19 protein-coding genes and 2 tRNA genes are annotated in these 18,659 nt (G+C 54.1%); 12 read left to right on the top strand and 9 right to left on the bottom strand.

Annotated features, from left to right (window positions below; genetic code table 11):
- The first annotated feature begins 138 nt into the window (after positions 1-138).
- Entirely contained in the window at positions 139-1,647 is a 1,509-nt protein-coding gene (gene putP / locus FHC48_RS02495) for a sodium/proline symporter PutP (RefSeq protein ID WP_008499815.1), read from the top strand.
- Between the two features lie 116 nt (positions 1,648-1,763).
- Positions 1,764-2,183, top strand: coding sequence for a DUF3574 domain-containing protein (locus FHC48_RS02490; RefSeq protein WP_032651277.1), 420 nt, complete (start codon positions 1,764-1,766; stop codon positions 2,181-2,183).
- Positions 2,184-2,253: 70 nt separating this feature from the next.
- On the opposite strand, the gene FHC48_RS02485 is transcribed toward FHC48_RS02490, so the two are convergent.
- The gene (locus FHC48_RS02485; protein ID WP_021240801.1) at positions 2,254-3,438 is read right to left on the bottom strand and encodes a NupC/NupG family nucleoside CNT transporter; all 1,185 of its coding nucleotides are present in this window, start codon (positions 3,436-3,438) and stop codon (positions 2,254-2,256) included.
- A 251-nt stretch (positions 3,439-3,689) separates the two neighbouring features.
- Between FHC48_RS02485 and efeU the strand changes: the two genes are divergently transcribed.
- The 4 genes from efeU to phoH all read left to right on the top strand — a co-directional run bounded on the left by efeU (position 3,690) and on the right by phoH (position 8,269).
- Positions 3,690-4,523 carry an iron uptake transporter permease EfeU gene (gene efeU, locus FHC48_RS02480; RefSeq protein WP_059363218.1) on the top strand — a complete coding sequence of 278 codons (834 nt, stop codon included), beginning with the start codon at positions 3,690-3,692 and terminating at the stop codon, positions 4,521-4,523.
- Positions 4,524-4,563: 40 nt separating this feature from the next.
- Complete coding sequence (efeO, locus tag FHC48_RS02475) at positions 4,564-5,691, top strand: iron uptake system protein EfeO (RefSeq protein WP_045334694.1); 1,128 nt, start codon at positions 4,564-4,566, stop codon at positions 5,689-5,691.
- 5 nt (positions 5,692-5,696) lie between these two features.
- Complete coding sequence (efeB, locus tag FHC48_RS02470; protein ID WP_032651282.1) at positions 5,697-6,980, top strand: iron uptake transporter deferrochelatase/peroxidase subunit; 1,284 nt, start codon at positions 5,697-5,699, stop codon at positions 6,978-6,980.
- Between the two features lie 500 nt (positions 6,981-7,480).
- A complete protein-coding gene (phoH, locus tag FHC48_RS02465; protein ID WP_008503509.1) occupies positions 7,481-8,269 on the top strand; it encodes a phosphate starvation-inducible protein PhoH in 789 nt (262 codons plus the stop codon).
- A 221-nt stretch (positions 8,270-8,490) separates the two neighbouring features.
- Here phoH and FHC48_RS02460 read toward each other — a convergent pair.
- The 3 genes from FHC48_RS02460 to FHC48_RS02450 all read right to left on the bottom strand — a co-directional run bounded on the left by FHC48_RS02460 (position 8,491) and on the right by FHC48_RS02450 (position 10,284).
- A tRNA-Ser gene (locus FHC48_RS02460) sits at positions 8,491-8,578 on the bottom strand.
- Between the two features lie 147 nt (positions 8,579-8,725).
- Complete coding sequence (locus FHC48_RS02455) at positions 8,726-9,403, bottom strand: isochorismatase family protein (protein ID WP_008503510.1); 678 nt, start codon at positions 9,401-9,403, stop codon at positions 8,726-8,728.
- A gap of 20 nt (positions 9,404-9,423) precedes the next feature.
- Complete coding sequence (locus FHC48_RS02450) at positions 9,424-10,284, bottom strand: pirin family protein (protein WP_045334690.1); 861 nt, start codon at positions 10,282-10,284, stop codon at positions 9,424-9,426.
- A 109-nt stretch (positions 10,285-10,393) separates the two neighbouring features.
- Between FHC48_RS02450 and FHC48_RS02445 the strand changes: the two genes are divergently transcribed.
- Positions 10,394-11,299, top strand: coding sequence for a LysR family transcriptional regulator (locus FHC48_RS02445; protein ID WP_025912992.1), 906 nt, complete (start codon positions 10,394-10,396; stop codon positions 11,297-11,299).
- A gap of 499 nt (positions 11,300-11,798) precedes the next feature.
- Here the strand turns inward: FHC48_RS02445 and FHC48_RS02440 are convergent.
- Positions 11,799-11,886: transfer RNA gene (locus FHC48_RS02440), tRNA-Ser, on the bottom strand.
- A gap of 232 nt (positions 11,887-12,118) precedes the next feature.
- On the opposite strand from FHC48_RS02440, the gene ghrA reads away from it, so the two are divergent.
- From ghrA to FHC48_RS02420, 4 genes are all read left to right on the top strand, one after another.
- Positions 12,119-13,057: a glyoxylate/hydroxypyruvate reductase GhrA gene (ghrA, locus tag FHC48_RS02435; RefSeq protein WP_059362658.1), complete on the top strand. Its 939-nt coding sequence runs from the start codon at positions 12,119-12,121 to the stop codon at positions 13,055-13,057.
- 84 nt (positions 13,058-13,141) lie between these two features.
- Positions 13,142-13,879: a phosphatase gene (locus FHC48_RS02430; RefSeq protein ID WP_059362655.1), complete on the top strand. Its 738-nt coding sequence runs from the start codon at positions 13,142-13,144 to the stop codon at positions 13,877-13,879.
- Positions 13,880-13,900: 21 nt separating this feature from the next.
- Positions 13,901-14,455 carry a molecular chaperone gene (locus FHC48_RS02425; RefSeq protein ID WP_021240794.1) on the top strand — a complete coding sequence of 185 codons (555 nt, stop codon included), beginning with the start codon at positions 13,901-13,903 and terminating at the stop codon, positions 14,453-14,455.
- Between the two features lie 96 nt (positions 14,456-14,551).
- On the top strand, positions 14,552-15,034 hold the full coding sequence (locus tag FHC48_RS02420) for a DUF1097 domain-containing protein (protein WP_072203727.1): 483 nt from the start codon (positions 14,552-14,554) through the stop codon (positions 15,032-15,034).
- Positions 15,035-15,077: 43 nt separating this feature from the next.
- On the opposite strand, the gene csgG is transcribed toward FHC48_RS02420, so the two are convergent.
- Genes csgG through csgD form a run of 4 tightly spaced genes read right to left on the bottom strand, consistent with a single transcriptional unit; the run spans position 15,078 to position 17,419 of the window.
- On the bottom strand, positions 15,078-15,911 hold the full coding sequence (csgG, locus tag FHC48_RS02415; RefSeq protein ID WP_021240792.1) for a curli production assembly/transport protein CsgG: 834 nt from the start codon (positions 15,909-15,911) through the stop codon (positions 15,078-15,080).
- A 26-nt stretch (positions 15,912-15,937) separates the two neighbouring features.
- Positions 15,938-16,351: a curli production assembly/transport protein CsgF gene (csgF, locus tag FHC48_RS02410; protein WP_008500846.1), complete on the bottom strand. Its 414-nt coding sequence runs from the start codon at positions 16,349-16,351 to the stop codon at positions 15,938-15,940.
- 23 nt (positions 16,352-16,374) lie between these two features.
- The gene (gene csgE / locus FHC48_RS02405) at positions 16,375-16,764 is read right to left on the bottom strand and encodes a curli production assembly/transport protein CsgE (RefSeq protein WP_008500845.1); all 390 of its coding nucleotides are present in this window, start codon (positions 16,762-16,764) and stop codon (positions 16,375-16,377) included.
- 4 nt (positions 16,765-16,768) lie between these two features.
- The gene (gene csgD, locus FHC48_RS02400; RefSeq protein ID WP_021240790.1) at positions 16,769-17,419 is read right to left on the bottom strand and encodes a biofilm master transcriptional regulator CsgD; all 651 of its coding nucleotides are present in this window, start codon (positions 17,417-17,419) and stop codon (positions 16,769-16,771) included.
- 756 nt (positions 17,420-18,175) lie between these two features.
- On the opposite strand from csgD, the gene csgB reads away from it, so the two are divergent.
- Positions 18,176-18,631, top strand: a complete 456-nt coding sequence (gene csgB, locus FHC48_RS02395) for a curli minor subunit CsgB (RefSeq protein WP_220418745.1) — start codon at positions 18,176-18,178, stop codon at positions 18,629-18,631.
- Positions 18,632-18,659: the final 28 nt, after the last annotated feature.

Genomic DNA, 18,659 nt, shown 5'->3' with positions numbered 1-18,659 from the left:
TTAAATCGTTTGTCAGCGGAGGGCGCATACGGCAGGATAGCGCGCCCAACCGAAACACAAGATACCGTCACCTCGTTCCGGTGATCATATAACAAGGCAACCCGGATGGTTGTCGCTCGACACTTTTGGAGAATTTGAATGGCAATTAGCACACCGATGCTGGTGACATTTCTCGTTTATATTTTTGGCATGATCCTGATAGGGTTTTTGGCGTGGCGTTCCACGAAAAACTTTGACGACTACATTCTGGGCGGACGCAGTTTAGGCCCGATGGTGACCGCACTCTCCGCGGGCGCATCGGACATGAGCGGATGGCTGCTGATGGGTCTGCCGGGTGCGATTTTTATCTCCGGTATCTCGGAAAGCTGGATCGCCATCGGTCTGACCGTGGGCGCGTGGATCAACTGGAAGCTGGTGGCGGGCCGTCTGCGCGTGCATACCGAGGCTAACAATAATGCCCTGACGCTGCCGGACTACTTCACCGGACGCTTTGAAGATAACAGCCGCATTCTGCGCATTATCTCTGCCGTGGTTATCCTCCTGTTCTTTACCATCTACTGTGCCTCCGGCATCGTGGCGGGCGCGCGCCTGTTCGAAAGCACCTTCGGCATGAGCTATGAAACCGCCCTGTGGGCCGGTGCGGCGGCGACCATCCTCTATACCTTCGTGGGCGGGTTCCTGGCGGTAAGCTGGACCGACACCGTGCAGGCGAGTCTGATGATCTTTGCCCTGATCCTGACCCCGGTGATTGTGATTTTCACCGTTGGCGGCTTTGGCGAATCGCTGGAAGTGATCAAGCAGAAGAGCATTGAAAACGTCGACATGCTGAAAGGGCTGAACTTTGTCGCCATCGTCTCCCTGATGGGCTGGGGTCTGGGCTACTTCGGTCAGCCGCACATTCTGGCGCGCTTTATGGCGGCGGATTCTCATCACACCATCGTTCATGCGCGTCGCATCAGCATGACGTGGATGATTCTGTGTCTGGCGGGCGCGTGTGCGGTCGGCTTCTTCGGTATCGCCTACTTTAATAACAACCCGGCGCAGGCGGGCGCGGTGAACCAGAACGCCGAGCGCGTGTTCATCGAACTGGCGCAGATTCTGTTTAACCCGTGGATTGCCGGTATTCTGCTCTCTGCGATCCTGGCGGCGGTGATGTCCACCCTGAGCTGTCAGCTGCTGGTCTGCTCCAGTGCAATCACTGAAGATCTCTATAAGGCCTTCCTGCGTAAAAACGCGAGCCAGAAAGAGCTGGTGTGGGTAGGGCGCTTTATGGTGCTGCTGGTGGCGCTGGTGGCGATTGCGCTGGCGGCCAACCCGGAAAACCGCGTGCTGGGTCTCGTGAGCTACGCGTGGGCGGGCTTCGGTGCGGCGTTTGGTCCGGTCGTCCTGTTCTCCGTCATGTGGTCCCGTATGACCCGTAACGGCGCGCTGGCGGGGATGATTATCGGTGCGGTGACCGTTATCGTCTGGAAACAGTTCGCCTGGCTGGGCCTGTACGAAATCATTCCTGGCTTCATCTTCGGCAGCATCGGTATCGTGGTCTTCAGCCTGCTGGGTAAAGCACCGTCTGCCTCCATGCAGAAACGCTTTGCGGAAGCCGACGCGCATTACCACTCCGCGCCGCCGTCTAAGCTGCAGCCGGAATAATTTTTCCCACGGAAAACCGTAGGCCGGGTAAGCGCAAGCGCACCCGGCTTTTTTCTTGCCAAAATCTGTCTTTTCCTGTGATATCCCTGTGCTTATAACAATGAGGATAGCGAAGCATGACAATCAAAACAGGGTTAATGGCGGCGGCATTATTGATGCTGGCGGGCTGCAGCGCGCCATCGCAACACGCGGCGGTGGAGACCTGCAAAGCGGATAGCCAGATGCAGCAAACCACGCTCTATTTCGGCTTAAACCGTCCTGCCGGGGCGCAGATTACCAGCAACGAGTGGCAGCAGTTTGTTGACCAGGACGTGACGCCGCGCTTTCGCGATGGCTTAACGGTGTTTGATGCCCGCGGGCAGTGGCTGGGGAACGACGGAAAAGTGGCGCGCGAGCCGAGCAAGGCGCTGATGCTGATCCACGGTAAAGATGCGCAGAGCGAGAAGAACATCGAAGCGTTACGCGGGATTTATAAGTCCCGCTTCGCGCAGGAGTCGGTGATGCGTGTCGATCAGCCGGTGTGCGTGCAGTTTTAATGAAAACGGCGGGAATTCCCGCCGTTGTTGTTTTGTAGGCCGGGATCGCTGCGCGCCACCCGGCATTGCATCAGAGCACCAACCCCGCAAAGCTCGCCGACAGCAAACTCACCAGCGTCGCGCCGTACACCAGACGCAGCCCGAAACGCGATACCACGTTACCCTGCTGCTCGTTCAGGCCCTTAATCGCCCCGGCCACGATGCCGATGGAGGCAAAGTTCGCGAACGAGACGAGGAAGACGGATAAAATCCCCAGCCCGCGCGGGGACATCTGGTGCGCTATTTTTTGCAGCTCAATCATCGCCACAAATTCATTCGCCACCAGCTTGGTCGCCATTATGCTGCCCGCGTTTAAGGCATCGCTCAGCGGAATCCCTACCAGCCACGCCAGGGGATAAAATACATAGCCCAGGATCTGCTGGAAGCTCATGCCAAATACGCTGGAGAAGAGGGCATTAACGGCGCTAATAAGCGCGATAAAGCCAATCAGCATCGCCAGAATAATCATCGCTACTTTAAAACCGGCCAGAATATACTCGCCGAGCATCTCGAAGAAGCTCTGGGATTCATGCAGTTTTTCGAGCTTAACATCCGGTTCCGCTTCCGGGCGCGCCGGGTTGATGACTGAGAGGATAATAAAGGTGCTGAACATGTTGAGAATCAGCGCCGCGACGACATATTTGGCGTCGAGCATGGTCATATACGCCCCGACAATCGACAGGGAGACTGTCGACATGGCCGTGGCCGCCATGGTGAACAGACGACGCGAGGAGAGATCGCCCAGCACGCCTTTGTAGGCAATGAAGTTTTCCGACTGGCCGAGGATCAGCGAGCTCACCGCGTTAAAGGATTCCAGCTTGCCCATACCGTTCAGTTTTGACAGCAGCGTACCGATTACCCGAATAAAAATTGGCAGGATCCGCCAGTGCTGAAGAATACCGATCAGCGCGGAAATAAAAATAATCGGACAAAGCACGCCGAGGAAAATGAACGCCAGCCCTTTTTCACCCATACCGCCAAAGACGAAATTGGTGCCTTCGCCAGCAAATTTGAGCAGTGACTCAAAAAATCCTGAGACGTATTTAATCAGGAATAACCCGCTTTCGGCGTGCAGGAAAAAGAACGCCAGCGCAATTTCAATAACAATCAGCTGTAAAACAAAACGAACCCGAATTTTCCGGCGGTCAAAACTCGTAAGCCAGGCGAGCGCAAGAATAATCACCAGCGCCAGCAGGAAATGGACAATTTTAAACATGGTTTATTTTCAGTTAGGTTGTGAGGCGGATATTTAGCCACAGCCCTGAATCAGCGTAAATGGGCATTTTCGTTATAACTTATAAACCTGAACGTTACGTACGTCACTATTATCAGGCTTTGCGTTTACAACTCGTCATCAAAACACCGCACATTTCGCTTGTTTTTCTTTCCGTCGTAATGATAATCACTATCACAAGAATTTACCTTTCTTTGCATCAGTTGACCGCGATAAACATTTAAGGTGTCGGCATGTTTGTTCCATTTCTCATTATGTTACGTGAAGGGCTCGAAGCCGCCCTTATCGTGAGCCTCATCGCCAGTTATCTGAAGCGAACCCAGCGCGGGCGCTGGATTGGCGTCATGTGGGTCGGCGTATTCCTTGCCGCGGCGCTCTGCCTGGGCCTGGGCATTCTCATTAACGAAACCACCGGCGAGTTCCCGCAGAAAGAGCAGGAGCTGTTTGAAGGTATCGTCGCCGTGATTGCGGTGGTGATCCTCACCTGGATGGTGTTCTGGATGCGTAAAGTCTCGCGTAACGTGAAGGTGCAGCTGGAGCAGGCGGTGGATAACGCGCTGCAGAAGGGGAACAACCACGGCTGGGCGCTCATTATGATGGTCTTTTTCGCCGTCGCGCGTGAAGGGCTGGAGTCTGTTTTCTTCCTGCTGGCGGCGTTTCAGCAGGATGTGGGGATCTGGCCGCCGCTGGGGGTCGTGCTGGGCCTCGCCACGGCCGTGGTGCTCGGTTTCCTGCTGTACTGGGGCGGTATCCGCCTGAATCTGGGCGCCTTCTTCAAGTGGACCAGCCTGTTTATTCTGCTGGTGGCCGCGGGTCTGGCGGCGGGGGCGATTCGCGCCTTCCATGAAGCGGGCCTGTGGAACCACTTCCAGGACGTGGCGTTTGACCTCAGCAACGTTCTCTCCACGCACTCTCTGACCGGCACCCTGCTCGAAGGTATCTTCGGCTATCAGGAAACGCCGAGCGTCAGCGAAGTGGCGATGTACTTTATTTATCTGGTTCCGGCGCTGGTGCTGTTCGCAATGCCGCCGCGTACCGGCACGCAGGCGTCGCGCGTTGCGCCGTAATTTTTGATTTAGTGACAACATACTTTTAAAGGGAAGAGTCATGGCAATTCAGTTCCGTCGTAGTGCGTTATGCGCAGGCATTGCCGCGCTGTTCGCTTCTGCTTTCTCCGCCTGGGGCGCGGATGTTCCACAGGTTAAGGTCACCGTCAACGACAAGCAGTGTGAGCCGATGACCCTCACGGTGAACAGCGGTAAAACCCAGTTTATTATTCAGAACCACAGCCAGAAGGCGCTGGAGTGGGAGATCCTGAAAGGCGTTCTGGTGGTGGAAGAGCGTGAAAATATCGCCCCTGGCTTTAGCCAGAAGATGACCGCCAACCTGCAGCCGGGCGAGTATGAGATGACCTGCGGCCTGCTGACCAACCCGAAAGGGAAGCTCATCGTCAAAGGTGAAGCGACGGCCGATGCGGCGAAAGGCGCTGCGGTGCTGAGCCTGGGCGATGCAATTACCGCGTATAAGGCGTACGTCACGAAAGAGACGGCGGAGCTGGCGACGGCAACCAAAGCCTTTACCGATGCGGTGAAGGCCGGGGATATCGAAAAAGCGAAATCCCTCTATGCGCCAACCCGTCAGCACTACGAGCGCATCGAGCCGATTGCCGAGCTGTTCTCTGACCTCGATGGCAGCATCGATGCCCGTGAGGACGATTACGAGCAGAAGGCCGCCGATCCGAAATTTACCGGCTTCCACCGACTGGAAAAAGCCCTGTTTGGCGACAACTCCACCAAAGGGATGGAGAAATACGCTGAGCAGCTGAACAGCGACGTGCTGGAGCTGCAAAAGCGCATCAGCGAGCTGGCCTTCCCGCCGTCTAAAGTGGTGGGCGGCGCGGCCGGTCTGATTGAAGAAGTGGCCGCGAGCAAAATCAGCGGCGAAGAAGATCGCTACAGCCATACCGACCTGTGGGACTTCCAGGCAAACGTCGACGGCGCGCAGAAAATTGTTAACCTGCTGCGTCCTCAGCTGCAGAAAGAGAACGGCGAGCTGCTGGCCAAGGTGGACGCCAACTTCAAAAAAGTCGACACCATCCTGGCGAAGTACCGCACCAAAGACGGGTTTGAGACCTACGATAAGCTGACCGATGCCGACCGTAACGCGCTGAAAGGCCCGATTACCGCCCTGGCGGAAGATCTCTCCCTGCTGCGTGGCGTACTGGGTCTGGACTAAGCACGATGGATAAGCACAACGAGAGCGACGTGGCAGAGCCCTCACGTCGTCGGCTGTTAAAAGGGGTAGGGGCGCTGGGAGGCGCGCTTGCTCTGGCTGGCGGGTGTCCGGTGGCGCACGCGGCGAAACCGCAAAGCGCGCCCGGCACGCTGTCACCCAACGCCCGCATGGAGACGCAGCCGTTTTATGGCGAGCATCAGGCGGGCATTCTGACGCCGCAGCAGGCGTCGATGATGCTGGTGGCATTTGATTCGCTGGCCAGCGATAAAGCCGATCTGGAACGCCTGTTCCGCCTGCTGACGACGCGCATCGCGTTTCTGACCGCCGGTGGACCGGCGCCCGATACGCCGAACCCACGTCTGCCGCCAATGGACTCCGGCATTCTGGGGCCTTTCATCGCCCCGGATAACCTGACCATTACCGTTTCGCTCGGGGAATCGCTGTTTGATGCGCGTTACGGGCTGGCAAAACAGAAGCCGAAGGCGCTGCAAAAAATGACGCGCTTCCCGAATGATTCCCTGGACGCCGCCCTCTGCCACGGCGATCTGCTTCTGCAGATTTGCGCCAATACGCAGGACACGGTAATCCACGCCCTGCGCGACATCATTAAGCACACGCCGGATCTGCTGAGCGTGCGCTGGAAGCGGGAAGGGTTTATCTCTGACCACGCCGCCCGCAGCAAAGGGAAAGAGACACCGGTGAACCTGCTGGGCTTCAAGGACGGCACGGCCAACCCGGACAGCCATGATAGTGCGCTCATGAAGGAGGTGGTGTGGGTCACTGCCGATCAGGGCGAACCGGCATGGGCGGTGGGCGGTAGCTATCAGGCGGTGCGCATTATTCAGTTCCACGTGGAGTTCTGGGACCGCACGCCGCTCAAAGAGCAGCAGACGATCTTCGGTCGCGATAAGCAAAGCGGGGCGCCGCTCGGCATGAAGAACGAGCATGATGTGCCTGACTACGCCCGCGATCCGAATGGCGACGTGATTGCGCTGGACAGCCATATTCGTCTGGCCAATCCGCGTACCAAAGAGACGCAGTCCAGTCTGATGATGCGTCGGGGATACAGCTATTCGCTCGGCGTGACCAATTCCGGTCAGCTCGATATGGGGCTGCTGTTCGTCTGCTATCAGCACGATCTCGAGAAGGGGTTCCTGACGGTACAGAAGCGCTTAAACGGCGAAGCGCTGGAAGAGTACATTAAACCTATCGGCGGCGGCTATTTCTTTGCCCTGCCAGGCGTGCGCGACAGCAACGCGTATCTCGCGCAGGGTCTTATTGAAGCCTGATAATTGTCCCCGCAACCGTTCGCGGGGACATTATTTTTTCATATGACTATCCTGCTGTTATATTTCTGTAATATTTCTATATGAGACTGATTTCAACTGTAGGGACAGTCCTAAAAGTTGCATTCGGGTAAAATAAATGTTGCATTTATGATAACTCCTGATGTACTTAAGATAAGACAGCGGTAGTTCCCGGCAGTGATGCTGAATCACTATGGAGATCGCGAATGGTTGCGTCCTGTACTGGACAAGGTAAACATAACAACCGCAGCACCCGGCGCGGAGGCTCAGACTCCGGCAGCGATTTCCTCACCACTAAATTTTCCCCCCTCCCTCAAGAATCTGATTCGACCGACGTGCAGAACGGTGCGCGTAGCTGTTCCGTATCGTCATCCGATAGTGCAAGCAATGGCTTACAAGGAAGCCAACCCTCTGATGTTCGTGCGCATAATCGTGCCGACGCTGGCGCGTGTGATGAATACCAACAACTCAAGGTGCTATCCATGGGAAGACAAAAAGCAGTGATCAAAGCTCGTCGCGAAGCAAAACGTGTGCTGAGACGGGATTCACGTAGCCATAAACAGCGTGAAGAAGAATCGGTCACCTCGCTTGTGCAGATGAGTGGCGTAGAAGCAATTGGCATGGCCCGTGACAGCCGTGATAATTCTCCAATTGTGGCGCGCAATGAGGCTCAGGCGCACTACCTGAATGCTATCGAGAGTAAACAGCTCATCTTTGCAACCGGTGAAGCCGGATGCGGGAAAACCTGGATCAGTGCAGCCAAAGCGGCGGAAGCGCTGATCCATAAGGACGTGGAAAGAATCATTGTTACCCGTCCGGTACTGCAGGCTGATGAAGATCTCGGCTTCTTGCCCGGTGACATTTCGGAGAAGTTTGCCCCGTACTTCAGGCCCGTCTATGACGTGCTGGTGAAGCGGCTGGGTGCATCCTTTATGCAGTACTGCCTGCGGCCAGAGATTGGCAAGGTGGAAATCGCGCCGTTCGCCTATATGCGCGGACGTACATTTGAAAATGCGGTCGTCATTCTTGACGAGGCTCAGAACGTGACCGCTGCGCAAATGAAGATGTTTTTAACGCGCCTCGGGGAGAACGTGACGGTTATCGTTAACGGCGATATTACCCAGTGTGACCTGCCGTCCGGCGTGAAATCCGGACTGAGCGACGCCATGTCACGTTTTGAGGAAGATGAGATGATTGGGGTGGTACGCTTCACCAAAGATGACTGCGTGCGCTCGGCGCTCTGCCAGCGCACGCTGCAAGCGTATTACTGAGTGTGCAGTTGCGTTCAAGGCCCGGGAAACCGGGCTTTGTTTTATGTGCAGGCATGTTGTCGGGTGGCGCTGCGCTTACCCGACCTACAATACCCGTAGGCCTGGTAAGCGCAGCGCCACCAGGCATAAAGAGCGCAGGGAGTTTCAAGGTTTGAATCCCCCCTTTCGGAGAATATAAAAGAAAAAAGCCCGTACTTTCGTACGAGCTCTCATCTCGAATATGGCGGTGAGGGGGGGATTCGAACCCCCGATACGTTGCCGTATACACACTTTCCAGGCGTGCTCCTTCAGCCACTCGGACACCTCACCATATTGTTTTGCTGCCTGACCGCGTGGGGGGCAACGGGGCGCTACTATAGGGAGTTGCGCTGACACGGTCAAGCAGATTTTCAGCTTTAGTGCCTGTTCGGTTAAGCAATAATCAGCTCCACGGTTTTTACGCCGCGGAGCAGGGGATTAACGCTGTGAATCGAGCACTTCGCTGTTTTTAACCACTTCCTGCGCTTTGCTGTAGCTTTCGATCAGCAGCTGATAAGCCGGGAAGATGTGGGTGTACACTTCCGCCCACTCCGCCGCATCTTCACGGTTCCAGGTACGCTGGATCTCAGAGGCCACCGCCGCCGTATCCATCGGGACCACACCGGCCTGTACAACGCGCGCCAGCGTGATCTCCTGCGCCATTTTGCTGTAGGTGCCGGAGGCATCAATCACCGCAAACACCTTATACCCGTCCGCAACCGCGCTGATCGACGGGAAGGCCATGCAGACGCTGGTAATGGTACCCGCAATGATCAACGTCTTACGCCCGGTGGCTTTTACCGCCGCCACGAATTCCGGGTTATCCCAGGCGTTGATCTCGCCTTTACGGGCAACATATTGCGCATGCGGCGCGTTGGCGTGGATCTCCGGGATAAGCGGTCCGTTCGGCCCTTGCGGGACGGATGCGGTGGTGATCACCGGGATCTTCGCCAGGGTAGCGATTTTTGCCAGCGCTGCCGCACGGGCACGCAGTTCCGGCATTGGCATATCACCAACGGTCTGGAACAGACCGCTCTGGTGATCGATAAGGAGCATCACAGCATCGTTCACATCGATGACCGGACGGGTTCCATTAAAGTTCGCAGGTGTAGACATGTTCTTCTCCTTTATTACGTTCAGAGCTGGCCGAAGCGGCCGGAATTGAAATCACGAATGGCTTCGTTGATTTCGGTTTTACTGTTCATCACAAACGGGCCGTAGCCCACGATCGGTTCATTCAGCGGCTCGCCGGCCATCAGCAGCACTTTTGCGTCGCTGTTCGCTTCCAGGTGCAGTTTGTCGCCTTCCTGACTTAACACGACCAGCTGGGCTTCACCCGCCTGAGCGGTACCATTTACCGTGATGCTGCCCTCAAGCACGACCAGCGCCGTGCTCCAGCCTTCCGGCTGAGCGAGCGTCAGATGGCTTCCCTGGTTCAGCGCGATGTCCCAGACGTTGAGCGGCGAGAAGGTGTGCGCCGGGCCGGTCACCGTGTCGTAGCGACCGGCAATAACCCGCAGCGTTCCACCGTCATCAGGCAGCGTCACTACCGGGATGTCGGCTTTCGTGATGCTCTGGTAGCCCGGTGCGGCCATCTTGTCTTTCGCCGGCAGGTTGACCCAAAGCTGCATCATTTTGAGTTCTCCGCCTTTTTGCGAGAACGCGCTGGAGTGGAACTCCTCGTGCAAAATGCCTGCGCCTGCGGTCATCCACTGCACGTCGCCGGGGCCAATGACGCCGCCTTTCCCCGTGGAGTCGCGATGCTCCACTTCACCGGCATAGACGAGAGTGACCGTCTCAAAACCCCGGTGAGGGTGTTGGCCGACGCCGCGTTTCGCACCGTCTGCCGGAAAGGTGTACGGGCCCGCGTAGTCCAGCAGCAGGAACGGGCTGAGCGGCTCGCCGTGCGTCTGATAAGAGAACATTGAACGGACCGGGAAACCGTCGCCCACCCAGTGCTGACGTGGCGCGGTATAAACGCCAGTGATGTTTTTCATGATTAACTCCTGATGTTCTGTTGATGTAATTAGCTTATATTCAGGGTTAATATCCCGGTAGGTAGTGAAAATGGCATTCACTGTTCTGAAAATAGAACGATGAGGATTTATGCAGGATCTCAATGACTTCGTCTGGTTTGTGAAGGTGGTGGAGTACGGGGGGTTTGCGGCGGCGGGAAGGGCGCTTGACCAACCCAAGTCCAAACTGAGCCGCAGGATTGCGCAGCTGGAGGAGCGGCTTGGCGTACGGTTGATACAGCGCACGACGCGGCAGTTTACGGTGACGGAAGTGGGGCACACTTTCTATCAGCACTGTAAGGCAATGCTGATAGAAGCAGAAGCGGCAGAGGAGGCCGTTGCTGCGCTGCAGGCTGAGCCGCGCGGCGTCGTCAGGATCACCTGTCCCGTCACGTTACTGCACGTCCACGTGGGACCGATGCTGGCGCGGTTTATGGCGCGCTACCCCGGGATTAATCTCCAGCTTGAGGCCACCAATCGTCGGGTCGATCTTGTTGGCGAAGGTATTGATGTGGCTATCCGCGTGCGTCCGCGTCCGTTTGATGACAGCGATCTGGTGTTAAGGGTGCTGGCTGACAGGGGGCATTGCCTGGTGGCAAGTCCGCAGTTGATTGAACGTATGGGTAAACCGCGAATGCCTTCCGAGCTCAGTGAATGGCCTGGATTAAGTATGGGGGCCGGTAAACAGGTGCATAAATGGGAGCTCAGTGGTCCAGAAGGGGCGAAAGCGGAGATCCACTACGCACCGCGCTTTATTACCACCGACATGCTGGCATTGCGGGAAGCAGCGATGGCGGGCGTGGGCGTTGTACAGTTGCCGATATTGATGGTGAAGGATCAGCTTGCGTCAGGGGAACTGGTACGGGTGCTGGACGCGTGGGAACCCCGACGGGAAGTGATTCACGCGGTTTATCCTTCGCGGCGCGGCATGCTGCCGTCGGTCAGGACGCTGGTGGATTTTCTGACTGAAGAGTATGCGAAGATGGTGGAGGAGTAGCTTTTTGTAGGTTGGGTAAGCGCAGCGCCACCCGACATAAAGAGCGCAGGGAGTTTCAAGGTTCGAATCCCCCCCTTTCGGAGAATATAAAAGAAAAAAGCCCGTACTTTCGTACGAGCTCTCATCTCAAATATGGCGGTGAGGGGGGGATTGACTCGCTTCGCTCGCCCTGTGGGCAGCCTGTTCGCGACGCTCACAGTCTGTCCAACTGGCTGTCGCCAGTTGTCGAACCCCGGTCGGGGATTCTCATCCCCCCTGCATGCGTGCAATATGCGAAAAAAAAGCCCGCATTTTCATGCGAGCTCTTCTTTAAATATGGCGGTGAGGGGGGGATTGACTCGCTTCGCTCGCCCTGTGGGCAGCCTGTTCGCGACGCTCACAGTCTGTCCAACTGGCTGTCGCCAGTTGTCGAACCCCGGTCGGGGATTCTCATCCCCCCTGCATGCGTGCAATATGCGAAAAAAAAGCCCGCATTTTCATGCGAGCTCTTCTTTAAATATGGCGGTGAGGGGGGGATTCGAACCCCCGATACGTTGCCGTATACACACTTTCCAGGCGTGCTCCTTCAGCCACTCGGACACCTCACCATATTGTCATCCCGTTGTTGACGGGACGGGCGCTAATGTAAGGAAAAGCCGAACTGCCGTCAACTCACTTTTTCAGTAATTTAGCGCGTTTAGACAAACTTCAGGCAACATGATTCTTAATTGTGCTGAAAGCGTCTTTTTTATCAGCAACACAGCCGCGCAATAAATTTGTTATGCTGACAACCTCGTTAAAAAGCAAAATAAATCAGCGCAATAAAAGGCAGGAATGACTATGGATATACTTTTCTTTCACCCCACGTTTGATACGGCCTACTGGATCGAGGCGCTCACGGCAGCTTTACCCGGCGCACGCGTTCGCGAGTGGAAGCGTGGAGATAACGAACATGCTGACTATGCGCTGGTCTGGCATCCGCCGGTAGAAATGCTCCAGGGCCGTAAGCTGAAGGCCGTTTTTGCCCTGGGGGCGGGCGTGGATTCCATTCTGAGCAAGCTGAAGGCGCACCCTGACATGCTGCCGGAAGCGATTCCCCTGTTCCGCCTGGAAGATACCGGAATGGGCCAGCAGATGCAGGAATATGCCGTCAGCCAGGTGCTGCACTGGTTCCGCCGCTTTGATGACTATCAGGCCTTTAAACAGCAGGCCCACTGGGAGCCGCTGCCGGATTACCGTCGCGAAGACTTTACCATCGGCATCCTCGGTGCGGGCGTGCTGGGCTCAAAAGTGGCTGAAGCCCTCGCTCCGTGGGGCTTCCCGCTGCGCTGCTGGAGCCGCAGCCGTAAGGACTATCCGGGCGTAGAGAGCTTTGCCGGCACGGATGAGCTTTCGGCCTTTCTGAACGGTACGCGCGTGCTGATCAACCTGCTGCCCAACACGGCGGAAACGGTAGGGATCATCAATGAAACCTTGCTCAACCAGTTAGCCGATCAGAGCTACCTGATGAACCTGGCGCGCGGGGTGCATCTGGTCGAGACCGATCTGCTGAAGGCGCTGGACAGCGGAAAGCTAAAAGGCGCCATGCTGGATGTCTATAGCCGTGAGCCGCTGCCGGTGGAAAGCCCGCTGTGGGCACATCCGCGCGTGGCGATGACCCCGCACGTGGCCGCCGTGACGCGTCCGGCAGAAGCGGTGGCGTACATATCCCATACCATCAGCGAAATGGAGAAGGGTAACGCGGTCACTGGCCAGGTTGACAGACAGCGCGGCTACTGAGAGAAACCCGGCGTTCGCCGGGTTTTTGCTAATATTCGCCGCTGATAACTGCTATCCTTTGGAAAAACCGCAGAGGAGAGAGAGATGTATCCCGTTGACCTGCATATGCACACCGTCGCCAGTACCCACGCGTATAGCAACCTCCATGATTATATCGCCCAGGCGAAGCTGAAAGGCATTAAGCTGTTTGCGATCACCGATCATGGTCCGGACATGGCGGATGCGCCGCACTACTGGCATTTTGTGAATATGCGGATCTGGCCACGTCTGGTGGACGGCATTGGGATACTGCGCGGCATCGAGGCGAATATCAAAAATACCGACGGTGAGATCGACAGCACCGGGCCGATGCTGACGTCTCTGGATCTTATCCTCGCCGGTTTCCACGAGCCGGTTTTTGCACCTCAGGATAAAGAGACCAACACCGCGGCGATGATTGCCACCATTGCCAGCGGCAATGTGCACATTATCAGCCACCCCGGCAACCCGAAGTACCCGATTGATATTCAGGCTGTCGCGCAGGCGGCAGCGAAGCACCGCGTGGCGCTGGAGATTAATAACTCCTCCTTTGTTCACTCGCGCAAGGGCAGTGAAGCCAACTGCCGCGAAGTGGCCGCTGCCGTACGCGATGCGGGCGGCATGGTGGCGTTGGGTTCGGATTCCCATACCGCCTTTACGCTGGGTGATTTCAGCGAGTGCCTGAAAGTGCTCAATGACGTTAACTTCCCGGAAGCGCAAATCCTGAACGTGACTCCGCGCCGCATGCTCGATTTCCTCGAATCGCGCGGCATGGAGCCGATTGCCGAATTTGCCGATCTTTAATTGTGTAATGGAATAATAAAAATGAACGAGTTTTCCATCCTTTGCCGCGTGCTGGGTACGCTCTATTATCGCCAGCCGCAAGACCCGCTGTTGGTTCCGCTCTTTACGTTAATTCGTGAAGGTAAGCTGGCGGAGAACTGGCCGCTGGAACAGGATGATTTACTGGCGCGTCTGCAAAAAAGCTGCGACATGCAGCAGATTGCGACCGATTACAATGCGCTGTTCGTCGGCGATGAGTGCCGCGTTTCGCCATACCGTTCTGCCTGGCAGGAAGGGGCGACGGAAGCGGAAGTCCGTGCTTTCCTCTCCACGCGCGGTATGCCGCTGAGCGATACGCCTGCGGATCATATCGGTACGCTGCTGCTGGCCGCTTCCTGGATTGAAGATAACGCCGGGGATGATGAGAACGAAGCCATCGAAACGCTTTTCGAAACGTACCTGCTGCCGTGGGTCGGAACATTCCTTGGGAAAGTCGAAGCCCACGCCGCCTCGCCATTCTGGAGAACGCTGGCACCGCTGACCCGCGACGCAATTGCGGCGATGTGGGATGAGCTGGAAGAAGAGAACGAAGAGTGACTTGAATCACATAAATCATGCAACGCCGCATTTCAATTTGCACATAATGTGCTTCTGATCGCATTTCTATGGTGCGCTTCTGCTAAGATGCGCGCCATGAACATATTACTTTGTATCGCAATAACAACAGGCATTCTCTCCGGGCTCTGGGGATGGGTGGCCGTGTCTCTCGGATTGCTCAGCTGGGCTGGATTCCTTGGCTGTACGGCCTATTTCGCCTGCCCGCAGGGGGGCGTCAAAGGGCTCTTTATCTCAGGCTGCACGCTCATGAGCGGGGTTATCTGGGCGCTGGTGATCATGAAAGGCAGCGCGCTGGCGCCGCATCTGGAGATGCTGGGGTACATCATGACGGGCGTTGTTGCCTTCCTGATGTGTATTCAGGCTAAGCATCTCCTGCTTTCGTTTGTGCCGGGCACCTTTATCGGGGCGTGCGCGACCTTTGCAGGGCAGGGTGACTGGAAGCTGGTCGTTCCTTCTCTGGCGCTGGGATTGCTGTTTGGCTATGCCATGAAAAACAGCGGTCTTTGGCTGGCGTCGCGGCGGGAAAAAGCGCAAGACATCACGGCGGTGAGCGAATAAAAAAAGGCGAGATAATCATCTCGCCTTTTTTATGCGCTTCCTGTCAGGATTCCGGAGGTACTGACATATCGCGGTATTTCACCAGTATCGGGTTCTGCACGTCTGCTTTGTTTTGCAGATCCCACAGCCCGCGGTCAATACCGTCGTTGATTAAGAAGATCACGCCGGTTTCAATGGCCGACATCAGACACATCATGACCGGCTCGTTAGAGGTGTAGCCAATTTCACCCTCCAGCAAACGCTGGTAATCGATGAAGCGGAATACCCCTGCCTGAACTTCATAAGACAGGATGGTTTTGCTGGTGTTCACCGAAGAGAGCACTTCGCCTGTACTGACGTTGACCACACGCAGGTTAACGGCGATTTGGTCGAGCTGGTACTGGGTATCCGCACCGATACCGAAGTACCGCGCGCCCGCACCACCCGATTTAACGTTACTTTCGTAACCAATAATCGATCCTTCAATCATCACGTTCGCTGCCGCCAGAGATTCCAGAGGCGTGCGGTTATTGGCCGCGACGGTACCATTCTCCTGTGCGGCACGAATGATTTTCCGTTCATTCAACAGGTTCTGAAGACCCTGACGTTCCAGCGGAATAAACCAGTGCGAATCCTTGAGCGCGGTAACCAGCATCGCGGTGGCACTTTGCGGCACGGCCGTGGAGAAGTTACTTGCCGGGTAAGGCTTAAATTGCCCGGTTTCATCCTGAATATTGTATACGGAGACAAATATTTTCCCCGTTGGAGCAGGTAAATGCGTTAAATCACGATAACTCTGGGCCCGAGGCATTAATGTTGGTTTTGCAGCTTCTTTAGGTGGAGCAGTTAAACAACCGCTCAATAAGCACACTGCAACAAATATCAGGAAGCGCTGCATGATCGTTGTCCTTATTTAGCTATTGTTTAAAAGTCAGTTGAATTACTTTGTAGACCGGAAACCTGAATAGTGGAGATCCTTCCGGTTTTACGATCGGTCACGTTCAGCTGAAGCTGTCCATCGGTGTTGGCGATATCAACGATAAAATCGTTGGTCACCATCCGGCCGGGTTTGCCGGTATTAATGTTGGTCAGTAACCCGCCTAAAATCTGCGACTGGATAGCCTGAGTGAAGTTGTCCAGTGCGGATGGGGTATCAACGCTAAAATCCTTTAAGCTTGGGTCCTTATAGGAGTTTTGCGCCTGCGCTTCATTCAGCAGAAAGGCGCCGTTGTTAGGGTTACCGCCAAAGTTAGGGTTACGGAACTGAAACGTCATATTTCCGGCCCAGCTTATAGGTGTTATTAGCATTATCGAAACAACTGCATATGCAATACGCATGACAGCCTCCGCATATCGGTTCGCTAGAACTCGTCTTTAGCTAAATCGCTGGTGCTTAATAGGGCTTTATCTATTTGCAGGCGATTAATAGCGTCTTCTGATTGGGCCAGTGCCAGGGCTACGTTTTTATCGAAGTCCATTTTAGTGGGGAATAAAAACGTTTGATAAATAACGTACTGATTGGCCGTTATTGTTATCCAACTTCCCCATCGTGCACTGGGCCGCTCGTTGATTGTTATATTTCCGGTATAAGTACTGTCCCATTTGTCACTGAAGGCTCGGTAAAAACTGTGCCCGACCGATGAGACAGTGTGGTCTGTTAACAATCCGGGAACTTCGACCTCGACGGCCTTCAGATTCCCGGCAGCGAGCAGGAAACTCGCTGCGGCGATCCAACTCAACGTGCGCTTCATGTGATTAACGCCTGAGGTTATCGTTTGCCCACGAAACCGCCTGAGTTCGGTTTTTTACAGCTATCTTCTTGAAAAGATTATAAAGGTGCGTCTTTACCGTATTTTCGCTGATAAATAACGAACGGGCGATTTCAATATTTGAAGCACCAATGCGTAACTTATTCAGGATCTCTTTCTCACGGTGCGTGAGCAGTGCTGACTCTGAGCTGTTATAGCGATAATTTCCGGAGTGCGTGATGAGGTAGCTGGCCAGCTTTTGCGAAAAATAACACTCTCCGCGCAATATGCCTTGCAGACCCTCAACTACCCGGTCTTCTTCTTCCGTGACGTAGAACACGCCATTGATATGCGGCCAGCTTTCAATATCCCTGAAAGGATATTCATCAGGCGTATTCAATAATAGCACGCGGATATTATTGTTTTTCCTGCTTAAAATATCTTGCCAGTAATGGATGAGCTTTTTATCAGCTTCCATCATATCGAACAGAATGATGCTGCCAGGTGCAATATCATCAAAAGAACGTTGAATATTATGCAATTTCCCGTTCAGTGATAAAGATTGCTTTAAATGTTGTAATAACGCTGTCGCTTGCAAAGAAGGTTTTGTGATCAACAGTAATGTATGACCATGTAAACTATGGACTTCATTATACATGATGAAACCCCACTTTTTTTTGGCACCTGGCAGCTGTCCTCCTGTTTAATAGAGGACACCAGAAGTACTGACAGATGTTGCACTGCTGTGTGTAGAATCAGACCATAACCTCAACGGGGAGGTAAATATAAAACCAATTTCGTACATCTAATTTCAATCTAGCTTTTACGAAGTTTAAAGCAAGTGTTAAACATGTAACCGAATGTAAAAATCAATATTAATTTGTGAAAATCACTTGTGATGAATGGCGAGAAATGATGAGAAAGTTGTACATCTAAATAGAGATGCACAGTTTTTAAAAATCATACAAATATTTATATCTCATTGATTCTTAGGTATATTTATTATTTTATGCGAACGATAAAACAGTATGAGGTACAGATTATTTCTAAGCCCATAAATGCGCGGTTGTCTGGCTTAAGAAAACGGGCTTCGTGTCACGACTGTGAAAAAGTGTCCTTCTGCCGTTACGTTTAAACAACGCGAGAAGACGCGTGGACAGCCTTCGCCTCGTTGTACAACCTGATTGTTGGACAGGGGAAATAAAAAATATAAGCTGGCCTGAGTAAAGTGATTTTTGTCGTAAATTACGACTTTGTGGTGATCCGAAAAATAAAAATAAGCCGCGCGGGTGAGATATTTAAAATGTTTCAGCGGACATACTCTTCACCGTAACGACGCGTTAACACAATATGCATCGTTTTTACAAGTAACACGGTTATAGCGTGATTAAATAACCAGGTCCAGGGTGACAACATGAAATACACATCGTTATTTATGGTGTTTACATTACTGGGTGCGCCTGGATTTGTAACCGCAGCGAATTCAGATTTAGCCAATGCTGAATATAACTTTGCGGTTAACGAATTAAGTCTTTCATCACTCAATCAGGCAGCCATTATTGGTCAACAGGGTGTTTTTAATGACGCTCAGGTTCGCCAGGAAGGTTCAAAACTCTTGTCCATTGTTTCACAGGATGGGGCGGGCAACAGAGCAAGAGTTGATCAATCAGGGAGTTACAATATAGCCTGGATCGATCAGAGCGGTACCGCGAATGATGCAGGTATTACGCAAGAGGGATACGGTAATAGCGCGAAAATTATCCAGAAAGGGTCGGGTAATAGAGCAAATATTACGCAGTACGGTACGCAGAAAACCGCAGTTGTAGTGCAGAAACAGTCGCAAATGGCGATTAACGTTATTCAAAATTAGCGCATTCGCGACGATTTTAATCAATCCG

It is taken from the genome of Enterobacter sp. EC_50 (genome assembly GCF_019584525.1).
GTDB classification, from domain to species: Bacteria; Pseudomonadota; Gammaproteobacteria; order Enterobacterales; family Enterobacteriaceae; genus Enterobacter; species Enterobacter roggenkampii.
The sequence above is the reverse complement of the archived record's forward strand: the minus strand, read 5'-3'. Positions and strand labels throughout refer to the sequence as shown.

Excerpts from the sequence above, each read along its gene's own strand:
- FHC48_RS02455 (WP_008503510.1), bottom strand. The coding sequence starts at position 9,403 with ATGTCTACACCTGCGAACTTTAATGGAACCCGTCCGGTCATCGATGTG.
- csgF (WP_008500846.1), bottom strand. The coding sequence starts at position 16,351 with ATGCGTATTGCATATGCAGTTGTTTCGATAATGCTAATAACACCTATA.
- csgE (WP_008500845.1), bottom strand. The coding sequence starts at position 16,764 with ATGAAGCGCACGTTGAGTTGGATCGCCGCAGCGAGTTTCCTGCTCGCT.
- FHC48_RS02430 (WP_059362655.1), top strand. The coding sequence starts at position 13,142 with ATGTATCCCGTTGACCTGCATATGCACACCGTCGCCAGTACCCACGCG.
- phoH (WP_008503509.1), top strand. The coding sequence starts at position 7,481 with ATGGGAAGACAAAAAGCAGTGATCAAAGCTCGTCGCGAAGCAAAACGT.
- efeU (WP_059363218.1), top strand. The coding sequence starts at position 3,690 with ATGTTTGTTCCATTTCTCATTATGTTACGTGAAGGGCTCGAAGCCGCC.
- efeB (WP_032651282.1), top strand. The coding sequence starts at position 5,697 with ATGGATAAGCACAACGAGAGCGACGTGGCAGAGCCCTCACGTCGTCGG.
- csgG (WP_021240792.1), bottom strand. The coding sequence starts at position 15,911 with ATGCAGCGCTTCCTGATATTTGTTGCAGTGTGCTTATTGAGCGGTTGT.
- csgB (WP_220418745.1), top strand. The coding sequence starts at position 18,176 with ATGAAATACACATCGTTATTTATGGTGTTTACATTACTGGGTGCGCCT.
- FHC48_RS02490 (WP_032651277.1), top strand. The coding sequence starts at position 1,764 with ATGACAATCAAAACAGGGTTAATGGCGGCGGCATTATTGATGCTGGCG.
- FHC48_RS02450 (WP_045334690.1), bottom strand. The coding sequence starts at position 10,284 with ATGAAAAACATCACTGGCGTTTATACCGCGCCACGTCAGCACTGGGTG.
- ghrA (WP_059362658.1), top strand. The coding sequence starts at position 12,119 with ATGGATATACTTTTCTTTCACCCCACGTTTGATACGGCCTACTGGATC.
- FHC48_RS02425 (WP_021240794.1), top strand. The coding sequence starts at position 13,901 with ATGAACGAGTTTTCCATCCTTTGCCGCGTGCTGGGTACGCTCTATTAT.
- putP (WP_008499815.1), top strand. The coding sequence starts at position 139 with ATGGCAATTAGCACACCGATGCTGGTGACATTTCTCGTTTATATTTTT.
- FHC48_RS02420 (WP_072203727.1), top strand. The coding sequence starts at position 14,552 with ATGAACATATTACTTTGTATCGCAATAACAACAGGCATTCTCTCCGGG.
- efeO (WP_045334694.1), top strand. The coding sequence starts at position 4,564 with ATGGCAATTCAGTTCCGTCGTAGTGCGTTATGCGCAGGCATTGCCGCG.
- FHC48_RS02485 (WP_021240801.1), bottom strand. The coding sequence starts at position 3,438 with ATGTTTAAAATTGTCCATTTCCTGCTGGCGCTGGTGATTATTCTTGCG.
- csgD (WP_021240790.1), bottom strand. The coding sequence starts at position 17,419 with ATGTATAATGAAGTCCATAGTTTACATGGTCATACATTACTGTTGATC.
- FHC48_RS02445 (WP_025912992.1), top strand. The coding sequence starts at position 10,394 with ATGCAGGATCTCAATGACTTCGTCTGGTTTGTGAAGGTGGTGGAGTAC.